The 18,957-nt window shown below is 73.2% G+C and carries 17 protein-coding genes; 11 read left to right on the top strand and 6 right to left on the bottom strand.

The features are described from left to right. Positions 1-124: 124 nt before the first annotated feature. On the top strand, positions 125-892 hold the full coding sequence (locus DVA86_RS16730; RefSeq protein WP_208879319.1) for an enoyl-CoA hydratase/isomerase family protein: 768 nt from the start codon (positions 125-127) through the stop codon (positions 890-892). A 42-nt stretch (positions 893-934) separates the two neighbouring features. On the opposite strand, the gene DVA86_RS16725 is transcribed toward DVA86_RS16730, so the two are convergent. Next, positions 935-1,759: an SAM-dependent methyltransferase gene (locus DVA86_RS16725; protein WP_208879318.1), complete on the bottom strand. Its 825-nt coding sequence runs from the start codon at positions 1,757-1,759 to the stop codon at positions 935-937. A 416-nt stretch (positions 1,760-2,175) separates the two neighbouring features. On the opposite strand from DVA86_RS16725, the gene DVA86_RS16720 reads away from it, so the two are divergent. Beyond that, on the top strand, positions 2,176-3,141 hold the full coding sequence (locus tag DVA86_RS16720) for a cation:proton antiporter (protein ID WP_245996675.1): 966 nt from the start codon (positions 2,176-2,178) through the stop codon (positions 3,139-3,141). A gap of 82 nt (positions 3,142-3,223) precedes the next feature. Beyond that, entirely contained in the window at positions 3,224-3,730 is a 507-nt protein-coding gene (locus DVA86_RS16715; RefSeq protein ID WP_208879316.1) for an ATP-binding protein, read from the top strand. A 358-nt stretch (positions 3,731-4,088) separates the two neighbouring features. Here the strand turns inward: DVA86_RS16715 and DVA86_RS16710 are convergent, their stop codons facing one another. Continuing rightward, positions 4,089-7,550 (bottom strand): AAA family ATPase, encoded by a 3,462-nt coding sequence (locus DVA86_RS16710; protein WP_208879314.1) that lies wholly within the window; start codon positions 7,548-7,550, stop codon positions 4,089-4,091. A 280-nt stretch (positions 7,551-7,830) separates the two neighbouring features. Between DVA86_RS16710 and DVA86_RS16705 the strand changes: the two genes are divergently transcribed. The 3 genes from DVA86_RS16705 to DVA86_RS16695 all read left to right on the top strand — a co-directional run bounded on the left by DVA86_RS16705 (position 7,831) and on the right by DVA86_RS16695 (position 10,225). Beyond that, entirely contained in the window at positions 7,831-8,421 is a 591-nt protein-coding gene (locus tag DVA86_RS16705; RefSeq protein ID WP_222623425.1) for an NADPH-dependent FMN reductase, read from the top strand. Positions 8,422-8,486: 65 nt separating this feature from the next. Then, the gene (locus DVA86_RS16700; protein ID WP_208879312.1) at positions 8,487-9,308 is read left to right on the top strand and encodes an NAD(P)H-binding protein; all 822 of its coding nucleotides are present in this window, start codon (positions 8,487-8,489) and stop codon (positions 9,306-9,308) included. A 167-nt stretch (positions 9,309-9,475) separates the two neighbouring features. Beyond that, entirely contained in the window at positions 9,476-10,225 is a 750-nt protein-coding gene (locus DVA86_RS16695) for an SDR family NAD(P)-dependent oxidoreductase (RefSeq protein WP_208879310.1), read from the top strand. On the opposite strand, the gene DVA86_RS16690 is transcribed toward DVA86_RS16695, so the two are convergent. Together DVA86_RS16690 and DVA86_RS16685 are read right to left on the bottom strand one after the other, a co-directional pair. Continuing rightward, the gene (locus DVA86_RS16690) at positions 10,197-10,700 is read right to left on the bottom strand and encodes a DoxX family membrane protein (RefSeq protein WP_208879308.1); all 504 of its coding nucleotides are present in this window, start codon (positions 10,698-10,700) and stop codon (positions 10,197-10,199) included. The two genes, DVA86_RS16695 and DVA86_RS16690, sit on opposite strands and share 29 nt — an antisense overlap. A 166-nt stretch (positions 10,701-10,866) precedes the next feature. Continuing rightward, positions 10,867-11,649 (bottom strand): type 1 glutamine amidotransferase, encoded by a 783-nt coding sequence (locus DVA86_RS16685; protein ID WP_208879307.1) that lies wholly within the window; start codon positions 11,647-11,649, stop codon positions 10,867-10,869. A 34-nt stretch (positions 11,650-11,683) separates the two neighbouring features. Here DVA86_RS16685 and DVA86_RS16680 point away from each other — a divergent pair, with 34 nt between their 5' ends. Then, on the top strand, positions 11,684-12,535 hold the full coding sequence (locus DVA86_RS16680; RefSeq protein ID WP_208879305.1) for an alpha/beta fold hydrolase: 852 nt from the start codon (positions 11,684-11,686) through the stop codon (positions 12,533-12,535). Between the two features lie 31 nt (positions 12,536-12,566). Here DVA86_RS16680 and DVA86_RS16675 read toward each other — a convergent pair whose 3' ends face one another. Beyond that, positions 12,567-12,797: a hypothetical protein gene (locus DVA86_RS16675; RefSeq protein ID WP_208885623.1), complete on the bottom strand. Its 231-nt coding sequence runs from the start codon at positions 12,795-12,797 to the stop codon at positions 12,567-12,569. 336 nt (positions 12,798-13,133) lie between these two features. Here DVA86_RS16675 and DVA86_RS16670 point away from each other — a divergent pair, with 336 nt between their 5' ends. Both DVA86_RS16670 and DVA86_RS16665 read left to right on the top strand, forming a co-directional pair. Beyond that, positions 13,134-14,180, top strand: a complete 1,047-nt coding sequence (locus DVA86_RS16670; RefSeq protein WP_208879304.1) for a metallophosphoesterase family protein — start codon at positions 13,134-13,136, stop codon at positions 14,178-14,180. A 22-nt stretch (positions 14,181-14,202) separates the two neighbouring features. After that, complete coding sequence (locus DVA86_RS16665; RefSeq protein WP_208879302.1) at positions 14,203-15,411, top strand: epoxide hydrolase family protein; 1,209 nt, start codon at positions 14,203-14,205, stop codon at positions 15,409-15,411. A gap of 24 nt (positions 15,412-15,435) precedes the next feature. Here the strand turns inward: DVA86_RS16665 and DVA86_RS16660 are convergent, their stop codons facing one another. Then, positions 15,436-16,131 carry a TetR/AcrR family transcriptional regulator gene (locus tag DVA86_RS16660; RefSeq protein ID WP_208879301.1) on the bottom strand — a complete coding sequence of 232 codons (696 nt, stop codon included), beginning with the start codon at positions 16,129-16,131 and terminating at the stop codon, positions 15,436-15,438. Positions 16,132-16,568: 437 nt separating this feature from the next. Between DVA86_RS16660 and DVA86_RS16655 the strand changes: the two genes are divergently transcribed. Then, positions 16,569-18,020: an amino acid permease gene (locus DVA86_RS16655; RefSeq protein ID WP_208884780.1), complete on the top strand. Its 1,452-nt coding sequence runs from the start codon at positions 16,569-16,571 to the stop codon at positions 18,018-18,020. A gap of 74 nt (positions 18,021-18,094) precedes the next feature. After that, positions 18,095-18,949, top strand: coding sequence for a GNAT family N-acetyltransferase (locus DVA86_RS16650; protein ID WP_208879300.1), 855 nt, complete (start codon positions 18,095-18,097; stop codon positions 18,947-18,949). Positions 18,950-18,957 lie beyond the last annotated feature (8 nt).

Here is an 18,957-nt window from a genome sequence, read left to right as displayed (position 1 = left end):
TACGGTGAATTCGGGGACTGTCCGACATGTGCCGTACGGGGCCGCGCCGGACACCGTACGGAGCCCGGACCGGACACCGTACGGGCCTGCCCCGGTCGTGTGAACGGCGGCTAACCTGCCCCGTATGACTGTGAATCTCGAAGTCGCCGAGGGCGTCGGCACCCTCCGTCTCGACCGTCCGCCGATGAACGCGCTGGACATCGCCACCCAGGACCGCCTGCTCGAGCTCGCCGGGGAGGCCACGGCCCGCGACGACGTGCGCGCCGTGGTGCTGTACGGCGGCGAGAAGGTCTTCGCCGCCGGCGCGGACATCAAGGAGATGCAGGTCATGGACCACGCGGCGATGGTCGCCCGGTCCCGCGGCCTGCAGGACGCGTTCACCGCGGTGGCCCGCATCCCCAAGCCGGTGGTCGCCGCGGTCACCGGCTACGCGCTGGGCGGCGGCTGCGAGCTGGCGCTCTGCGCGGACTTCCGGGTCGCGGGCGAGCGCGCCAAGTTCGGGCAGCCGGAGATCCTGCTCGGGCTGATCCCGGGCGCGGGTGGCACGCAGCGGCTGCCGCGGCTGGTCGGCCCGTCGAAGGCGAAGGACATCATCTTCACCGGCCGCCACGTGCGCGCCGACGAGGCGCTGGCCATCGGCCTCGCCGACCGGGTGGTGCCCGATGATGAGGTGTACGCGCAGGCGCACGCCTGGGCCGCGCAGCTGGCCGCCGGGCCCGCGATGGCGCTGCGGGCGGCGAAGGAGTCCGTCGACTCGGGTCTGGAGACGGACATCGACACCGGGCTGACCGTCGAACGGACCTGGTTCGCCGGGCTGTTCGCGACCGAGGACCGCGAGACGGGGATGCGCAGCTTCGTCGAGGAGGGGCCGGGGAAGGCCAAGTTCCGCTGACTCGCGACGGGGGCCGGCGCGCGCCGGCCGCACCGGCGCGCGTCACGCCTTGCGCGCCAGGCCCCCGTACACCGCGACCTCCTCGGGCTGCTCCAGCGGCGTCGCCTCCAGGCGCCACCGCGAGCACGTCACCACACCGGGGCTGAGCACCTGGAGGCCGTCGAGGAACCCGGCGATCTCCTCCGGCGTACGCGGCGTGTAGGGGTTGGCGCCACTGCTCTCGTTGTGGCGGCGCATGGCCTCCACGTACGCGGGGTCGGTCGCCGAACCGTCGTTGACGCCGACGTAGCTGCCCGGTGGCAGGGCCGCCACCAGCCGGCGTACGACGGCGCGCGCCTCGTCGTAGTCCGGGACCAGGCCCAGGATGCCCATCAGCATCAGCCCGACCGGGCGGGAGAAGTCCAGCGTGGCCGCCGCGTCCCGCAGGATCTTCTCCGGCTCGCGGACGTCGGCGTCGACGTAGTCGCACGCGCCCTCCGGTGCACTGGACAGCAGGGCACGTGCGTGCGCCAGCACGAGCGGGTCGTTGTCCACGTACACGATGCGGCAGTGCGGCGCCTGGCGCTGGGCGACCTCGTGCGTGTTGTCCTGCGTGGGCAGCCCGGTGCCGATGTCGAGGAACTGCCGTATGCCCGCCTCGCCCGCGAGATGCCGTACGACGCGGCCGATGAACGCGCGCGACTGGTAGGTGATCTCGCGCATGCCGGGGAAGACGGCGAGGACGCGTTCGGCGGCCTCGGCGTCCACCTGGTAGTAGTCCTTGCCGTCGGCGAGGTAGTTCCATATCCGGGCCGAGTGCGGGCGGGTGTTGTCGATCCCGTCGCCTGCCGGGGTCTCCGTGCCGCTCTCTCTGCCGCCGTCCGCCATGTCCGTTCGCCTTTCCTGTGCGCGCCTGTGCCGTGGTGACCCGTGCCGTCCGGTCAACCGCTTCCGACCGTCCGGAGCCGGCCGCGCCCGCCGTCTCCGCAACCCCGCCGCTGCGCTCTACCCAACGCGCGGCGTGCCGTACCCCCGTGACCGCCCCCGGGACTCCGGTAAAACCGGAACTGTCCTGCGGGGACGGTGACTTCCGCACCAGGTTCTCATCCCGCGCGGGCGCCGCCGTCCGCACTGACCGGGCGTCAGTTCACGAGCAGTGTGCCACCCGGCGTGTCTCCGCACCGCCCGCCGGACACAAGCCGGTACGAGAGGTTCCGGTCGGGGCGGCCGGGTGCGGGCCGGCGCGGGCCGGTGCGGGCCGGCGCGGGCCGGTGGGGTCCCGCTGCGGACGGTGTGCCCGGAACGTGTGGGCCACGAGCGGCTATAGAGACGTCGGCTTCCTGCTGCCCGGCTCGCTCGTGCCCGGCTCGGCCGACCGCGGCACGTTCGCCCTCTTCCTCGGGGTGGCGCTGGGCGTCAGCGCGATCCCGGTGCTCGCCAAGATCCTCATGGAGCTGCGGCTGCTGCACCGCGACACGGGGCAGTTGATGCTGTGCGCGGTGATGGTCGACGACATCGTGGGCTGGGTGCTGCTGTCGGTGGTGTCCGCGATGGCGACCTCCGGCGTACGCGGCGGCGACCTCGCGTTCACGGGCGGCTGCCTGCTCGCGGTCCTCGTCGCCGCCGTGCTGCTGCGTCCGCTGGTGGGCAGGGCGCTGCGGCGCGCCGCCCGTTCACCGGAGAGCGGTCCGACGGTGGCGGTGGTGGCCGTCGTGGTGCTGCTCGGCGCGGCGGGCACACAGGCGATGGAACTGGAGGCGGTCTTCGGGGCGTTCGTCTGCGGCATCGCCATCAGCGGCTCCGGCGCGCTCGACCCCGAACGGCTCGCACCGCTCCGTACGGTGGTGATGTCCGTCCTCGCCCGGCTGTTCTTCGCCACCGCCGGGCTGCGCATGGACCTGACCGCGCTCGCCGACCCGGTGGTCGCGCTGGCCGGGGCGTGCGTGCTGCTGGCCGCAGTGGTGGGGAAGTTCGCCGGGGCCTACGTGGGCGCGCGGCTCACCCGGCTCGGCCACTGGGAGGCGCTCGCCATGGGGGCGGGCATGAACGCGCGGGGCGTGATCGAGGTCGTCATCGCGATGGTCGGGGTGCGGCTGGGCATCCTGACGCCGGAGATGTACACGGTGATCGTGCTGGTGGCCATCGTGACCTCCCTGATGACGCCGCCGCTGCTGCGGGTGACGATGGCCCGGGTGCGGGCGACACCGGAGGAGCGGCTGCGCGAGAGCATGTACGGGGGCGGGGGCCCCGCGCGCGTACCGCACCCGTAGCCGGGCGAACCGCAGGAAACGTACTCGCGGGTACCCTGCGCGCAATCCAGCGGATCGGCCCCGAAGTCCCCGAACTGGAGCCATGATGGTGCCCATGGCGGGAGAGGGAGACGCGTCGAGTCCGACCGAGGCACCGGACGCGGACGGCGGAACGGCGGCCGGAGAACTCGCGCGGAGCGTCCTCGAACTCATCGGCGATCCCACCGAGGGCGAGGTACGGCTGCCCAACAGGCCCGAGTCCGCGAGCACCGCGCGCCGCCTCGCGCACGCCGTCCTCCAGCTGCGCTGGGCGCTTCCCGCCCAACACACCGACCAGGCCGTGCTGCTGGTCTCCGAGCTGGTGGGGAACGCCGTACGGCACACGGGCGCACACGTCTTCGGCCTCCGTATGCAGCGGCGGCACGCCTGGATCCGTATCGAGGTCCGCGACCCGTCCCGTGGCCTGCCCTGCCTGCTGCCGGTCCACGAACTCGACACCAGTGGGCGCGGCCTCTTCCTCGTGGACCTGCTGTCCGACCGCTGGGGCGTCGATCTGCTGCCGCGCGGCAAGACGACGTGGTTCGAGATGCGCGTCACTGCCCCTGCGTGAGGCCTGACGGGCGCCCGGGGCAACGTTGCGCGTCGCGGGTGTTGCGCCTCGTGGCTGTTGCGGATCGCTGCTGTTGCGTCTCGCGGTGTAGCGCGCACGGTCGTGACGCGCGGCACGTGCCGCCGGGCCGTCCGTACGGGACGCACCCGTACGGACGGGCCCCGGACGGCCGCGCTCAGAGACCGCCCGGGTCGGGCACTGAGCACTGCCCCGCAGGCTCCGTTTCCGAACGTGCGAGGGTTGCCTCCCCTGGTACCACGGAACGCCGGGTGTCATGCACAACCGCCCGCTCCCGTACGGAGCGCGGCACGGCGTACGGCACGGCTACGGCACGGCGTACGGCACAGAGCGCGGCGCGTCAGAGCGACCAGCGGACCGGCCGCTCGGGGGCGTAACCGCAGTACGCGCCGGTCGAGACGGCCGCGGACAGATGTTCCGCGAGCTCCGGGTGCTGCGTACGGAGCTTGCGCAGGACATCGCGGACACGGGCGGTCACCGTCTGCCGCGCCCGTTCCGCTTCGTCTCCCAGCCGGCGCGGCCGGCCGCCCAGCCCGGTGGCCCGGCGCAGCTCGTCGAGCAGGGCGGCGCGCTCCTCGTCGAGCGCGGCGGCACGGCGTTCGTCGTCCCGTGCCATGGCGTCGCGGATGCCGTCGTCGAGCCTGCGCACGTGCTCGCGGTACGCGGTGCGCGCCTCCTCGTCGAGTACGGGATCGGCGCCCAGCGCGCGGCGGGAGCGGGTGAGCCCGGGGCCCGCGGACGGGTCGAGCAGCTCGGTGGCCGGGATCTCGGTGCCGGGGCGTGCCAGCAGGACGCGCAGATCGTGCAGGCCCTTGGCGTCGCGGACGTGCACCGTACGGTCCGCGTAACGGAGGGTCCACACCTGCCCGTCGGGCCGGAAGACGTTCGGGGCGGAGGCGTCGGATCCGGTCCGTGCGTCTCCCGTACGGATCTCCTCGGCTGAGGCGAGCGGGGCGGGTGACGCGGCTGAGGCGAGTGGCGCGGGTGACGCGGGCGCCGAGGGTGATGCGGGTGGCGCGAGGCCGTCGAGGGCCGCGCTCATGCCGAGTTCCGCGGCTTCGTCCGCCGCTCCGGCGTACGCCGCCTCAGCTGCCTTAGCCGCCTCCGCCGCGCTGCCTCCGTCGCGTGCGCCGCTTTCGCCGCGTGCCCGCAGGGCGCCCGCGAGGTGCGCCCGCGCCAGTACGGACCAGGGCCGCGCGCCCAGCAGGTCGGCGGCCTCCGCCGCCGCCGTGAACCCCGCGACCGCCGCGTCCCAGCGTCCCTGGGCCGCGTCGACGCGCGCCGCCCAGTGCGCCATCGGCCCCCAGACCACCCCACCGCCGGAGAACACCGCCCACCGGTCGGCGACGGGCGCGATGGCCTCGCGCGCCTGCTCGCACAGCGCGCCGTCCCCGGTGGCGGCGGCGAGCTGCGCGCGGCAGACGAGGAGCATCGGCGCGAAGCGGCACGGCAGTTGCCGCATGGCGGCCTCGACGTCGGGGAACAGCCGCGCGGCGGCCTCCGCGTCGCCCCTGTGCGCCGCGCTGAACCCCTCCAGCACCGCCACGAACGGATCGCCCGGCGTCGTCGTACGCGCGACCGCCTCCGCCGCGTCCGTCCTGCCGCGCAGCAGCTCCAGCGCCCACACCTGATCGCGCCACACGCGGTGCCGGTCGACCTCGCCGACCTGTTCGCCGAGGGCGCGCGCCTCGTCCATGAGGTCGCGCGCCTCCTCGAACCGCCCGCTCAGCGCGGCCAGGCTGCCGCGCCGCGACACCGCCAGGAAACGGTGCCGGGGCAGCCGCGTGCGTTCCGTCAGCGCGACGAACGTGCCGAGCTCGTCGTGGCCGCGCGGGCTGCCCCGCTCCAGCAGCGCGAGGGTGCGCAGGAACGAGGCCAGCGACTCCAGTTCGCGGTCGCCCGCGCGCCGGGCGACGGCGGTCAGTTCGTCCAGTACGGCGATCCGCTCCGCGTCCGTGCCCGGCCCCCACATCGCGTCGTGGTGGGCCAGCAGGCACCAGCCGAGCGTCTCGTCGCCGGCCCGCTCGCGGGCGAGGGCGACGGCCTCGCGGGCCAGCTTCCGCCCGGTGGCCTCGTCCACGGCCCGGTGCGTACGGGCCATGCTGCCCGCCGCCAGCACGCGCGCGGTCAGCGCGGGATCGAAACGGCCTCCGCCGGGCCCGGGTTGACCCCCGTCCGTGCCGTCCGCACCCTCCGCACCCTCCACACCGTCTGTGCCGCCCTCCGGGTGCGCGTCGCGGTCGCGGGTGCGGTCGCGGGCGCGCTCCAGGCCGTCGCGTGCCTCGTCCATGAGGCCGATCTCGCGGTCGGGCGAGTAGTCGGGATTCCCGAGCCGGTGCAGTCCGAGTGCGGCCCGCGCGACGAGTTCCGCGTCGGCCAGCTCGCGGCCGGTGCGCAGCACGGTGGTGAACGTCTCGCGGGCCGCGGTCAGTTCGCCCGCGCGGTCCAACTCGTCGGCGAGCTCGAGTTCGATGGCCGCGCGGTCACGCCCCGGCCCGTGACCGGCGACCTCCAGCGCGGCGCGGTAGTGCCCGACGGCCTCCTCGGCGGCCAGCCGGCAGCACGCGTGCCGGGCGGCGGTGAGCAGGTGCGCGGCGGCCTCGGGGCCGGGCAGCAGCGGTACGGCCAGCCGCGCGTGGTGCGCGCGGGCGGCGGGGCTCAGAGCGGGCACCGCACCGAGCGCCCGTACGACCGCGGCGTGTCCGGCACGGCGGCCGTCCGGGCCGAGCGCCGCGTACAGGCACTCGCGGACGAGGTCGTGTGCGAACGTGTGACGCCCGCTGCCCGCCCGCGTCACCAGCCCGGCGGCGAGCGCCGCTTCGAGCAGCCCGCCGGCATCGCCGGGCGCCGCGTCGCGGCGGGCCGCGTGCGCCGCGGCGAGGAGGTCGGCCGGGAACTCGTGGCCGAGGAGCGCGGCCGTACGGAGCAACTCCGTGACGTCCGGCGGCAGCAGCGCCAGCCGGCGTTCGACGGCGTTCCGTACGCCCGCCCCGACCGGCTCGTCCGCCGCCGCGCCCGGACCGAGCCGCGCGGTCTGCTCGACGAAGAACGGGTTGCCTCCCGTACGCCGGTGCACCTCCGCCGCCAGGCCGTCGCCGGGCGCGCTGCCGGTCGTACGGGCGATGAGCGCGCCGACCTGGGCGACGTCCAGCCCGGTCAGCCGTACGGTCGTGGCGCGCGACAGCAGGGGCAGCAGGAGTTCGCCCGCCGGGTGCCCGTGGCGCTCGGCCTCGACGTCGCGGTACGTGCCGATCACCAGCACCCGTTCGAACCAGGCGTGCCGCGCGACGAATTCGAGCAGCCGCAGCGACGCCGGGTCCGCCCAGTGCAGGTCGTCCAGGACGATCACCGTCGGCCGGCTGCGGGCGGCGCCCGCCAGCAGCGTCGTGAACGCGTCGTGCAGCCGGAACGACGCGCTGTCCGCCCCCGCCGGTCCCGGCCCGGCCGGCGCGGTGGGCGGCACGGCCTCCCCGAGCAGCACCGGGAGGCTGTCGCCCGCGGTACGTGTCGCCGCCGACCACTCGTCCGTCGTCGCGGTCCGCGCGAGATCCCGTACGACCTGGACCCACGGCCAGTAGCCGGGTGCGCCGTCGCCCTCCCAGCAGGAGGCGCTGAGCACGCGCGCGCCGCGCCGGGCGGCGTCCGCGGCGGCCTCCGCGGCCAGCGCCGTCTTGCCGATCCCGGCCTCGCCGGTCACGAAGACCAGACCGCCGTGGCTCTCCAGCACCCGCCCGACCTCGGCACGGAGGACTCCGGCGGGGTGCTCGCGGCCGATGAGGGACGGCCGTGCCGGATGTGTCATCGCCTGCCGCCCACCTCTCCGAATCGTCCGTGCGGCGTGCCCGGGGCGCGGCCCGCGTACGGCCTGCTGCCCGCGCCGTACGGCCTGCCGCCCGTGCCGTGCGGGCTGTGAGATCCGGTCTCACGGCTGTGAGGAAGGTTCTCGCGCCCGAGGGGGTGAGAGCACCGAAGCCTACCGGAGGACCCCTATGGAGACTGATCAGCCGACCGCCGTCGCAGCACGTGAGACGGGTGCGGCGGCACGCGAGGCGGGTGCGGCGGCCCCGTCGGCACGCGGCGCGATGCCCGTGGCCACGGCCGGTGCCCGCGATCCGCTGCGCGTCGCCGTGATCATCGGCAGTACGCGGGAGGGCCGGGCGGGTACGGCGGTCGCCCGCTGGTTCGCCACGCACGCGCGGCGCCGCGACGCGCTGGACGTCGACACCGTGGACCTGGTCGACGTGCCCCTCCCGGCCCGCCACCCCGAGACGGCCACGTCCGAACTCGACGCATGGGCCGCCCGCATCGGACGCGCGGACGCGTTCGTGATCGTCACTCCCGAGTACAACCACGGCTATCCGGCCGGGCTCAAGCACGCCATCGACCTCGTGGACCGCGAGTGGCACGCGAAGCCCGTCGGGTTCGTGTCGTACGGCGGCGTCGGGCAGGGGCTGCGCGCGGTGGAGGGGCTGCGGCTGGTCTTCGCGGAGCTGCACGCGGTGACGCTGCGCGACTCCGTCAGCGTCAACCTCTTCGACGGCGGTGTGGACGAACACGGCTGGATCCGCGAGCACACGGGCGCGGGCGCCGCCGCCGAGACGCTGCTCGACCGGCTCGAGTGGTGGGCGGGCGCGCTGCGCACCGCACGTGCCGCCGAGACGTACGCGGCGTGAGCCCCGCCGCTTCCCGAACCGCCGCTTCCCGAACCGAACTCCCGCCACACGAAAGAGAGATACCGATGACGATCCTGGTGACCGGAGCGACCGGCAACGTAGGACGAAACATGGTCGAGCAGCTCGTACGCGCCGGACAGCACGTGCGCGCCCTCACCCGCGACCCGGCGGCCGCGCGGCTGCCCGAGGGCGCCGAGGCCGTGGCCGGAGACCTCAACGACCCGCCGAGTCTCGCCCGCGCGCTCGACGGCGTGACCGGCCTGCACCTGATCACGATCGGCGGCGCCGGGGGCGAGACCCTCGGCACCGCGCCGGAGATCATGGAGCTCGCCGCGCGCGCGGGCGTGCGCAAGTGCACCGTCCTGTGGAGCGGCACCGAGGGGCCGGTGGAGGAGGCCGTCGAGAAGAGCGGACTGGAGTGGACGATGCTCCAGCCCGTGGAGTTCATGTCGAACATGCGCGGCTGGATCGAGTCCGTACGGGACGAGGGCGTCGTACGCGAACCGTACGGCGCCGAACGCAGCGCCCTCGTGCACGAGGCGGACATCGCGGCGGTCGCGGTGGCCGCGCTCACCGGGGACGGCCACGCGGGGCGGCGCTACGTCGTGACCGGGCCCGAGGTGCTGACCGTGCCCGGCAAGGTACGGGCGCTCAGCGAAGCCCTGGGCCGGGAGCTGCAGTTCATCGAGCTGGACGAGGCGCAGGCGCGCGAGAACATGCGGGCCGCGGGTGCGACCGACGAGGTCATCGACTTCGTACTGGGCTGGCACGCCGATCCGCCGCCCATGGCGTACACGGTGCTGCCGACCGTGGAGGAGGTGACCGGGCGGCCCGCCCGCACGATCGCCCAATGGGCGGAGGAGAACGCCGAGTTGTTCCGTTCCTGAACTCGGGGCGACGTTGCTGATCTCCGGGCCGCGTTGCTGATCACCCGGGCACGGCCGGCTCCGCCGATCTAGGCTGGCGTCGTCGAAGGCGCCGCGGCGCCTTCGACGACGCACGCAACGTTGCACCAACGAGTGTCGGCGCGGGGCGACTGTGAAGGGAGCCGGGAATGGGGCAGTTCAACGGCAAGGGAGCGGTGGTCACGGGCGGCACGAGGGGGATCGGCCGCGGCATCGTGGAACGGCTGGCGGCCGAGGGCGCCACCGTCCTCTTCAACTACGCACGCAGCGCCGAGGCCGCGGCGGACGTCGAACGCGCCGCGGCGGGCGGCGCCGCCGGAGGGAAGGCGTACGGCGTCCGTATCGACCTCGCCAGACAGGGCGCCGCGGGCGAGCTCATGGCAGCCGCGGACGAAGTGCTCGACGGCCTGGACATCCTGGTGAACAACGCCGCCGCGGAGTTCGCCCCGACCCCCCTCGCCGACACCGACGAGGAGCTGTACGACACCGTCATGACCGTCAACGCCCGCTCGACGTTCCTGACGATGCGGCACGCCGCCCGCACCATGCGGGACAACGGGCGCATCATCAACATCTCCACGCTCAACACCACGCGCCCGGCGCCCGGCAACGCGCCCTACGTCGCCAGCAAGGGCGCCGTCGAACAGCTCACCAAGGTCGCCGCGGTGGAGCTCGGCCCGCGCGGCATCACCGTCAACGCCGTCTGTCCGGGCGCCACGGACACCGACCTGCTACGCGGCACCAACCCGGCGGACGCCCTCGAACAGGTCGTACGGATAACGCCGCTGGGCCGCCTCGGGCAGCCCGACGACATCGCCGCCGTGGTGGCCATGCTGGCCGGCCCCGACGGGCGCTGGCTCACCGGCCAGATCATCCACGCGACGGGTGGCATCGGCTGACGCCGTCGCCGACGCGCTTCCCCGTCTCCTGCGCGGCGTGCCGCGCACGCCAGCCCAGCGACGGCTTCCCCTCGGTGTCCGCCATGGCCAGCAGCAGACCGCCCGCGAGCCCGGCGTTCTTGAGGAAGTGGATCAGCTGGTTCTGCCGCGCCTCCTCGTCCTCCTCCTCCCAGAACGGGTGCCCGGCCGCCGTCGTGGGCACCAGGCTGGCCAGCAGCAGCGCCGCGGCCAGCCGCGGGCACTTGCCCAGCGCGAGCAGCGCGCCGGCGCCGACCTTCACCGCGCCGTCCAGCTTGACCAGCGTCTCCCCGTCGGTGGGCACGGAATCCGGCAGCTTCTCGGACTGCTTGCCGAGGGTCTTGTCGAAGAACGGTTCCGCGGCCTTGGCGTGCCCCTCGCTCTGACGCAGGGCATTGACACCGCCGGAGATGAAGATCGCGGCCAGCAGGGGACGGGCGATGCGGCGGAGGATCATGACGGGCACCTTTCGCGGTTAGCGGTCGGTCACTACTCGTACTCGGAACTCTGCCGAGGTACCCGCTCGCGCGCATGTCCACCCCCGCCGGTCCACCGTTGGCGGACCGTACGGCTCGCTCACCGGGCGGACCGTACGGCTCACCGTGACGGTGCTCCCGTACGGCTCACCCTCCGCGTACGACGGCGGCGAAGCGGTGCGCGACCGTGCGCCAGGTCCGTACGGCGGCCGGTTCGTCCCGTTCGGCCGTACGGTGGACCTCCTCGTGGTCGAAGCCCAGCCGGCCGAGCCGTTCCGGCGACCAGTCGCCCACCTGCGCCGCCGGCACCTCCGGGTGGAACTGCACGCCCCACGCCCGCGAGCCGTAGCGGAACGCCTGGTACGGGCAGCGCTCGCTCTCCACCAGCCAGTGCGCGTCCGGCGGCAGCTCGGTGATCGCGTCGACGTGGTGCTCGATCCCCGTCAGCCGTCCCGGCAGACCGCCGAACAGCGGATCGCCCGCGGCCTCCGCGCGGAGCGTCAGCGGCGTGCTGCCGATCTCCGGAGCGCCGTGGTCCGCCCGTACGGTGCCGCCCGCCACCTGGGCGAGCAGCTGTCCGCCGAGGCAGATCCCGAACACCGGAACGTCCGCCGCCAGCGCCTGCTCCACCAGCGCGCGGGTGGGGCGGAGCCAGGGCGCGCGCTCGTAGTCGTCCGGCATGAAGCCGCCGCCGAGGACGACGACGGCCTGGTGGGTGAGGCGCGCGGGGAGCCGTCCCCCGTCGTAGCCGTGCACGACGTCGAGGGTCAGCAGGTCCGCGGCGCCGGTGTCGCTCGTACCGTCCGTGCCGCCGGTGCCGTCCGTGCCACCTGTACCGTCCGCCCCGCCCGGCGCGGCCTCGGTCAGCCACTCGCCGAATCGCTTGGGCCCGCCCCTGGGCCCGTTCTGCACCACGAGCACGCGCGTCATCCTGGCCGCCTCCCTACGCCGGTAGGGTGATCGTATGACTTCCGCGTCCGTGAACGGCGTCAGGATCGGTTACGACGACCACCGCGGCGACCGCGCCGCCCGGGGCGCCGCGGACGGCACCGAGGGCCTGCCGCCGGTGGTGCTCGTCCACGGCCACCCGTTCAACCGCGGCATGTGGGCGCCGCAGGCCGCCGCCCTCGCCGCCGACGGGCACCGCGTCGTGACCGCCGACCTGCGCGGGTACGGCGAGAGCGAGGTCGTGCCCGGCGTCACGCCGCTGGAGGTCTTCGCCCGCGACACCGCCGCGCTGATGGACCATCTCGGTCTGGACCGCGCTGTCCTCGGCGGGCTGTCCATGGGCGGCCAGATCGTCATGGACTTCTGCCGGATCTTCCCCGAACGCGTCAGCGGCCTGCTCCTCGCCGACACCTTCCCGGCCGCCGAGACCCCCGAGGGCAAGGCGTCCCGCAACGCGACGGCGGACCGGCTGCTGGCCGAGGGCATGGACGGGTACGCGGACGAGGTGCTCGACAAGATGGTCGCCCCGTACAACGTCACCGCCCTGCCCCAGGTCGCCGCCGACGTCCTGCGCATGATGCGTACGACGCCTCCGGAGGGCGCCGCCGCCGCGCTGCGCGGCCGGGCCGAACGGCCGGATTACAGCGACCTGTTGACCCGTGTCGCCGTGCCCGCGCTGGTGGTGGTCGGCGTGGACGACGCGTACACGCCGGTCAGCGACGCCGAGTTCATGCACGAGCGGCTGCCCGACTCCACGCTCACCGTCATCCAGGGCGCGGCGCACATGCCGAACCTGGAGCGGCCCGGCGAGTTCAACACCGCGCTCCGTGCCTTCCTCGCCCGCGTGAACGGCACCGGCAAGGGCTGACGCCGGGCCGCCCGTTCCGCAATGGCCCGCCTCAGTCGTTGACGGTGTGGCTCAACGAGAAGTGCTCCAGTACGTCCTCCATCGGGTCATCGATCTGGCCCGTCGAAATCAGCGACACGTGCGGGCCGTTGTGCGCGTTCGTGTGCGTCTCGTCGGCGTACGCGTCCGTGGCCGTCGCACCCGTCACCGCCAGCGCTGCCAGTGCTCCCGCCGGCACGACCGCCGCCCGCCGCCACCACTTCCTCGTTCCGCTGCTGTGCATCGTTCACTCCTCGCCGACGCCTGCGCGCCTCGTCTCCCGTGCCCGCCGCCGAATGGCTCAGCCGAATTGCTCATCTGATGGGCGGATATGAGGTTACGGATCTGCCCGGAGCGGCATGCAGCATGATCGATTCACCAACGGGAATTCACTCTGTGGCGTGAACCGTCAGCCTTGTTCGACGCGGGCGGCGATACCGCAAGGGGCGTGCAGGAAGAGGCGGTCGCACGAGAGGCAGGCCACCTCCGCGGCGACCTCCCAGTCCAGGTCGGAGCCTTCATCGGCAGGCGGGCACAAACCCTTTGGAGGGCGGAAGCGCCGCTGTCTACGGTCGCCCGCATGCCCCGAACCGTCATCGTCGGCGACATCCACGGCTGCTTCGACGAACTCCGCGCGCTGCTCGACAAGATCGGGCTCCGTCCGGACGACCGGCTGGTCAGCGTCGGCGACCTGGTCGACCGGGGTCCCGCGCCCGGCGAGGTGGTACGGCTGTTCCGCGAGCGCCCCAACTCGTTCGCGGTCATGGGCAACCACGAACGCAAGCACGTACGCGGAATCTTCTCCTACGCGCAGGAGATCACCCGCCTGCAGCTCGGCGACCGCTACGCGGAGACCGTCGACTGGATGCGGACGCTGCCGTACTACTTCGAGAACGAGCACGTCCGCGTCGTCCACGCCGCCGTGCGGTCCGGGACCCCGCTGCACGAGCAGCGGGAGGAGATCCTGTGCGGTACGACGCGGGGCGAACGGGACCTCGCCGCGCTGTTCCCGGAAAGCCACTGGCACGACCACTACACCGACGCCAAACCGGTCGTCTTCGGCCATCACGTCACCGGACGGACGCCGTTGGTCCGCGACGGCAGGATCTACGGCCTCGACACCGGCGCCTGCCACGGCTGGAACCTGACCGCCCTGTGCGTCCCCGGCTTCACCCTCCACTCGGTCGAGGCGCGCGCCGACCACTGGGCGTACGTCAGGCGGCGCTGGCAGCTGCCCGTGCTCAAGAGCAGGCCGTGGCGCGACGCGTCGTGGGCGGAGATCGACAAGGCGGTCGCGCGGTACGCGTCGCCGCCCGGCTCGTCGTCGTCGTCCTCCTCCTCCTCGGATGCGCCGCCCGACGCCGCCCTCCGCGACTGGCTCCTGGCGCTGGAGCGGTGGGCCGCGGAGCTGCGTGCGGCGTTCCCCGTCCTGGCCGACGCGGCGCGGCGGGCCGTGGGAGAGCCCACGGAGGCGGAGCTGCGCGCGCATCCTGCCGCGAAGGTGCTGTTCCAGGCCCGCAACGGGCGGCTCGACCAGGACGGCCTGGCCCGGCAGTGCCCCACGCCCGCCCGTACGCTCGGCCTGGCGGCCGCGCTGGGGCTGGCCCTGCCGGAGCCGCCCGGCTGACCCCGCATTAGCATGCGGAAACGTGACCAGCAGCCCCGGCAGCACCCTCACCCCGTTCCGTATCGACATCCCGCAGGCCGACCTCGACGACCTTCACGAACGCCTCGACCGCACCCGCTGGCCCGACGAACTCCCCGGCGTCGGCTGGGAGTACGGCATTCCGGGCGGCTACCTGCGGGAGCTGGCGCACTACTGGCGGCACGAGTACGACTGGCGCGCCGCCGAGGCCCGGCTCAACCGGTGGCCGCAGTACACCACGGCCATCGATGGCGCGAACGTCCACTTCGCCCACATCCGTTCGCCGCGCCCGGACGCGACGCCGCTGCTGATGACGCACGGCTGGCCGGGCTCGATCGTCGAGTTCGCGGAGGTGGCGGGCCCGTTGACGGACCCGGGCGCGTACGGCGGCGCCCCGGCCGACGCGTTCCATCTGGTGCTGCCGAGCATCCCCGGGTTCGGGCTGTCCGGGCCGACGCGGGAACGCGGCTGGGAGTTCCGGCGCGTGGCCACCGCCTTCGCCGAGCTGATGGCGCGGCTCGGGTACGGGCGGTACGGCGCGCAGGGCGGCGACTGGGGCGCCGCCGTCTCGCGCGAGCTGGGCCGGGCGTACCCGGAGCGGATCATCGGCGTCCACCTCAACCTGCTGCCCGGCTCCGGCGCCACCCACGAGCCCGGCCCCGAGGAACTCGGGGCGCTCAGCCCGGCCGAACGGGACCGTACGCTCCGCTCCTGGGCACGCGCACGGGAGTGGCGGCGCGAACGCCAGGGCTACGCGGACATCCAGTCCACCCGTCCGCAGACCCTCGCGTACGGGCTGACGGACTCGCCCGTCGGCCAACTGGCGTGGGTCGCCGAGAAGTTCAAGGAGTGGACCGACTCACGCCACCGCCCGGAGGACGCCGTCGACCGGGACCAGATGCTGACGAACGTCATGCTGTACTGGCTGACCGGCACCGCCGGTTCCGCCGCCCGCATCTACTACGAGCGCGCGCACGCCGCGTACTGGGGCGCCGAACCGGAGCCGTCCACGGCGCCGACCGCGCTGGCCGACTTCCCACGCGAGAACTTCATCCCGCTGCGGCACATCGCGGACCGTACGGACAACATCGTGCGCTGGACGGAGCACGAACGCGGCGGGCACTTCGCGGCGATGGAGCAGCCGGAGGCGCTGGTGGCGGACGTAGGGGCGTTCTTCCGCGAGCTGCGTACGGGTGAGCCCGGCGCTCGGTGAGAGCCGTACTTGCGGGCACGGTGCCTACGGGCGCAGGCCGTTGAGGGCGGTGTGCACCAACTGGTCCGCGTACGCGTGCGTGAGCGGGCCGCTGCGGAGCAGCCACCGGCTGAGCAGCGGGCCCCACACGAGGTCCGCGGCCGCGTCGAGGTCGATGTCCGCGGCGAGTTGGCCGGCCTCCTGGGCGGCGCGCAGCCGGGTCTTCTTCAGCTCCTTCATGGGGCGGTCGAGGCGTTCCGTGTACGTGGCGGCGAGCTCCGGGTCGTGCAGGATCTCGCTGGTGAGGGCGCGCATGGGGCCGTCGTAGCGCGGGTCGTTGAGCTCGTCGACGGTCTTCCGCAGCACCCGCTTGAGGTCGGCCTCGATGTCGCCGGTGTCGGGGAGGGCGCCGGGCGCGGCATCGCCCTCCGTACGCGGTCCGTCGGGCCCCTCGGTGACCGGCAGGAACGCGTCGAAGAGCACTGCACCCTTCGAGGGCCACCAACGGTAGATCGTCTGCTTGCCGACGCCCGCGCGCGCGGCGATCGCCTCGATGCTGAGCTTCGCGTACCCGACCTCTCCGACGAGGTCGAACGCCGCGCTGAGAATCGCCTGCCGGGACGCCTCACTGCGGCGGGTGCGGGGGGAAGTGCCCGTGCTCGTGCCCGTGCCGGACCCCGTGCCGCTGCCGCTGCGGGGAGTGGCGCGGGGAGCGGCCCTCTTGCGTGGTGCCTTCGTCATGCCGCGATCCTAGCAACGCGGCGAGACGAGACGGTCCGTCTTGACTCGGCGCCCGTTGTGCCGCAGAGTGGCTGTCAGTGAGACGAGACGGACCGTCTCGTCTCGCATGTGCCCCGTCCCGCATCGGAGTCGCCCATGACCACCGCCCCAGCCACCCCCGCCGCCCCGGCCCCGGACCCGTCTCTTATAAACATCTGACGCCGGCGACGAAAGCCTAGGGGGAGGTCCACGGGGGAGGCGGAAGCATAAGAAAAAAAGAAAAGAAGTAGAATAAGGACAGACCTGAATAGCATGAAAAAAACCGTACCGCCGCACCGCCCCCGCGCCCCGCCACGAGAAAGGCCGCGCCCGTGTCCGACTCCGCGTTCTCCGCCCGTACGAGAACCCACCGGCGGGTGGCGCCCGTCGCACTGGACGACGACGCGACGCTGCATGCGATGGGCTATCCGCGGAAACTCACGCGGCGCTTCCGCGCGTTCGACAACTTCGCGATCTCGTTCACCATCATCAACATCATCTCGGGCATCTTCTCGTCCTTCGGATTCGGCCTGAACGCCGGTGGGCCGCGCATTCTCATATTCGGCTGGATCGGCGTTTCCGTCATGGTGCTGTTCATCGGCGCCGCCATGGGGGAAATCGCCTCCGCCTATCCGACGAGCGGCGCGCTCTATTTCTCCGCGGGAAAGCTGGCGAAAAAACACAAGGGCGCCTGGTCCTGGTATACGGGCTGGCTGAACTTCGTCGGCCAGGTCGGCGGAACAGCCGCCACCGGATACGCCGCCGCCACGTTCATCCAGGCGTTTCTCGCGATGCAATGGCCGTCGTACGACGTGACGGGCCAGCGGACCGTTCTCATCACCGCCGTGATCCTCGTCTTCCAGGCGCTCGCCAACACATACACGGTGCAGTTGGTCGCCCTCATGAACCGGATCTCCGTGTGGTGGCTGCTGGCCGGCATGGTGGTGATCGTCACCTGCCTCACCGTGGTGCCCTCGCACCACCAGTCGGCGTCGTTCGTCACGCATTTCGCGAACAACACCGGCTTCACGAACGGGCTTTACGGCGCGATGCTCGGACTCCTCGTCACCAGCTGGACGTTCACCGGCTTCGACGGCAGTTTCCACATGTCGGAGGAGACGGTGCAGGCGACGGTCAACGCGCCGCGCGGCATCGTACGGGCCATCGGCTACTCCGCCGTCACCGGCCTGATCCTGATGCTCGCCCTGGTGTACGCGATCCGCGACTACGACAGGGCCGCGAGCGCGTCCGCACCGCCCGTGCAGGTGCTCATCGACGCCCTCGGCACGGGCACCGCGAAGCTGCTGCTGCTCATCGTGATCGGCGCCATGCTGTTCTGCGGCCTGGCCAACATGACCAGCAACACCCGGCAGATCTTCGCGTTCTCGCGGGACGGCGCGATGCCCGGCTCCCACTGGTGGCACTCCGTGTCGCCGCGCACGCGTACCCCCGTCAAGGCGGTGTGGCTGGCCGCTGCCTGCTCACTCGTGCTGGTGATTCCCGGCTGGTGGTCGCACACCGCGTTCACCGCGATCGTCAGCGTCAACGTCGTGGGCCTGTTCCTCGCCTACGGGGTGCCCATCTACCTGCGGCTGCGCCTGGACGACTTCCAGCCGGGCCCGTGGCATCTGGGGCGCTACGGCCGCCTGGTGGGGGCCGTGGCCGTGGTGTGGATCGTGTTCAGCAACGTCCTGTTCATGCTGCCGCACTCCTCCCCCATCACCCCGCGGACCTTCAACTACGCGCCGGTCGCGCTCGGCGTCGTGCTGCTCGTGGCCACCGTGTGGTGGTTCGCCACGGCCCGCAGGCGCTTCCAGGGACCGGTCAGCTACGGCCGTCCGGACGAAGTGGCCGCCATGGACCTGATTTGATCGCCCCCGGCAGTACCCACGACGGTATCCGCGCCGACTTCCCGCAGCACCCGACGAAAGGAAGCACACCCCGTATGAACACCGAACTCACCGTCTCCCGCGCCACGTTGGAGGAATGGCGCCAGGTGGAGGAGTGGGCCGCCGACGAGGCGTGGAACCCGGGCCGCGGCGACACCGCCTGCTTCCACCCCACCGACCCGGACGGCTTCTTCCTCGGCCGGCTGGGCGGACGGCCCGTGTCCGCGGTCTCCGTGGTCACCTACTCCGACCGGTTCGCCTTCCTCGGCTACTACCTGGTCGACCCGGAGCACCGCGGCCGCGGACTCGGCATGGCCACCTGGCGTACGGCGCTGCCGCACGCCGGTGAGCGGACGATCGGGCTGGACGCGGTCCCCGCCCAGGAGGCGATCTACCGGCGCTCCGGCTTCACCTCCGCCTACCGCACGGTCCGCTGCGCGGGCACCCCGCCGCGTACGGACGGCGCGGCGCCGAAGGCCCCCGTACAGCCGGTGACTCCGGACGACCTCGACGCGCTCGCCGCGTACGACCGCCAGTGCTTCCCCGCCGACCGGCGCGCCTTCCTCGGCCGCTGGCTGACCGCGGAGGGGCACACCGCGTACGTGTCGCGGCAGGACGGGCGCGTCACCGGCTACGGCGTCATCCGGAGCGCACGGGACGGGCAGCGCGTCGGGCCGCTGTTCGCCGACAGCCCCGCGGTGGCGGAGGCGCTGTTCGACACGCTCACCGGGCATCTGGACGGGGGCGAAGAGGTGTACCTGGACATCCCCGAGCCGCACGAGCACGCCCAGACCCTGGCGGCGTCACGCGGACTCGAGCCCCGGTCGCACACCGTACGGATGTACACGGGGCCCGTGCCGCCGACCGGCACGGACCGCACGTACGGCATCACCAGCCTCGAACTCGGCTGAGACACACG

Source organism: Streptomyces armeniacus (assembly GCF_003355155.1).
Taxonomy (GTDB): domain Bacteria; phylum Actinomycetota; class Actinomycetes; order Streptomycetales; family Streptomycetaceae; genus Streptomyces; species Streptomyces armeniacus.
This window is presented reverse-complemented; position numbering and strand designations above follow the sequence as displayed.

Coding starts and splice junctions, on each gene's coding strand:
- DVA86_RS16730 (WP_208879319.1), top strand. CDS start 125: ATGACTGTGAATCTCGAAGTCGCCGAGGGCGTCGGCACCCTCCGTCTC.
- DVA86_RS16725 (WP_208879318.1), bottom strand. CDS start 1,759: ATGGCGGACGGCGGCAGAGAGAGCGGCACGGAGACCCCGGCAGGCGAC.
- DVA86_RS16715 (WP_208879316.1), top strand. CDS start 3,224: ATGATGGTGCCCATGGCGGGAGAGGGAGACGCGTCGAGTCCGACCGAG.
- DVA86_RS16710 (WP_208879314.1), bottom strand. CDS start 7,550: ATGACACATCCGGCACGGCCGTCCCTCATCGGCCGCGAGCACCCCGCC.
- DVA86_RS16705 (WP_222623425.1), top strand. CDS start 7,831: ATGCCCGTGGCCACGGCCGGTGCCCGCGATCCGCTGCGCGTCGCCGTG.
- DVA86_RS16700 (WP_208879312.1), top strand. CDS start 8,487: ATGACGATCCTGGTGACCGGAGCGACCGGCAACGTAGGACGAAACATG.
- DVA86_RS16695 (WP_208879310.1), top strand. CDS start 9,476: ATGGGGCAGTTCAACGGCAAGGGAGCGGTGGTCACGGGCGGCACGAGG.
- DVA86_RS16690 (WP_208879308.1), bottom strand. CDS start 10,700: ATGATCCTCCGCCGCATCGCCCGTCCCCTGCTGGCCGCGATCTTCATC.
- DVA86_RS16685 (WP_208879307.1), bottom strand. CDS start 11,649: ATGACGCGCGTGCTCGTGGTGCAGAACGGGCCCAGGGGCGGGCCCAAG.
- DVA86_RS16680 (WP_208879305.1), top strand. CDS start 11,684: ATGACTTCCGCGTCCGTGAACGGCGTCAGGATCGGTTACGACGACCAC.
- DVA86_RS16675 (WP_208885623.1), bottom strand. CDS start 12,797: ATGCACAGCAGCGGAACGAGGAAGTGGTGGCGGCGGGCGGCGGTCGTG.
- DVA86_RS16670 (WP_208879304.1), top strand. CDS start 13,134: ATGCCCCGAACCGTCATCGTCGGCGACATCCACGGCTGCTTCGACGAA.
- DVA86_RS16660 (WP_208879301.1), bottom strand. CDS start 16,131: ATGACGAAGGCACCACGCAAGAGGGCCGCTCCCCGCGCCACTCCCCGC.
- DVA86_RS16655 (WP_208884780.1), top strand. CDS start 16,569: ATGGGCTATCCGCGGAAACTCACGCGGCGCTTCCGCGCGTTCGACAAC.
- DVA86_RS16650 (WP_208879300.1), top strand. CDS start 18,095: ATGAACACCGAACTCACCGTCTCCCGCGCCACGTTGGAGGAATGGCGC.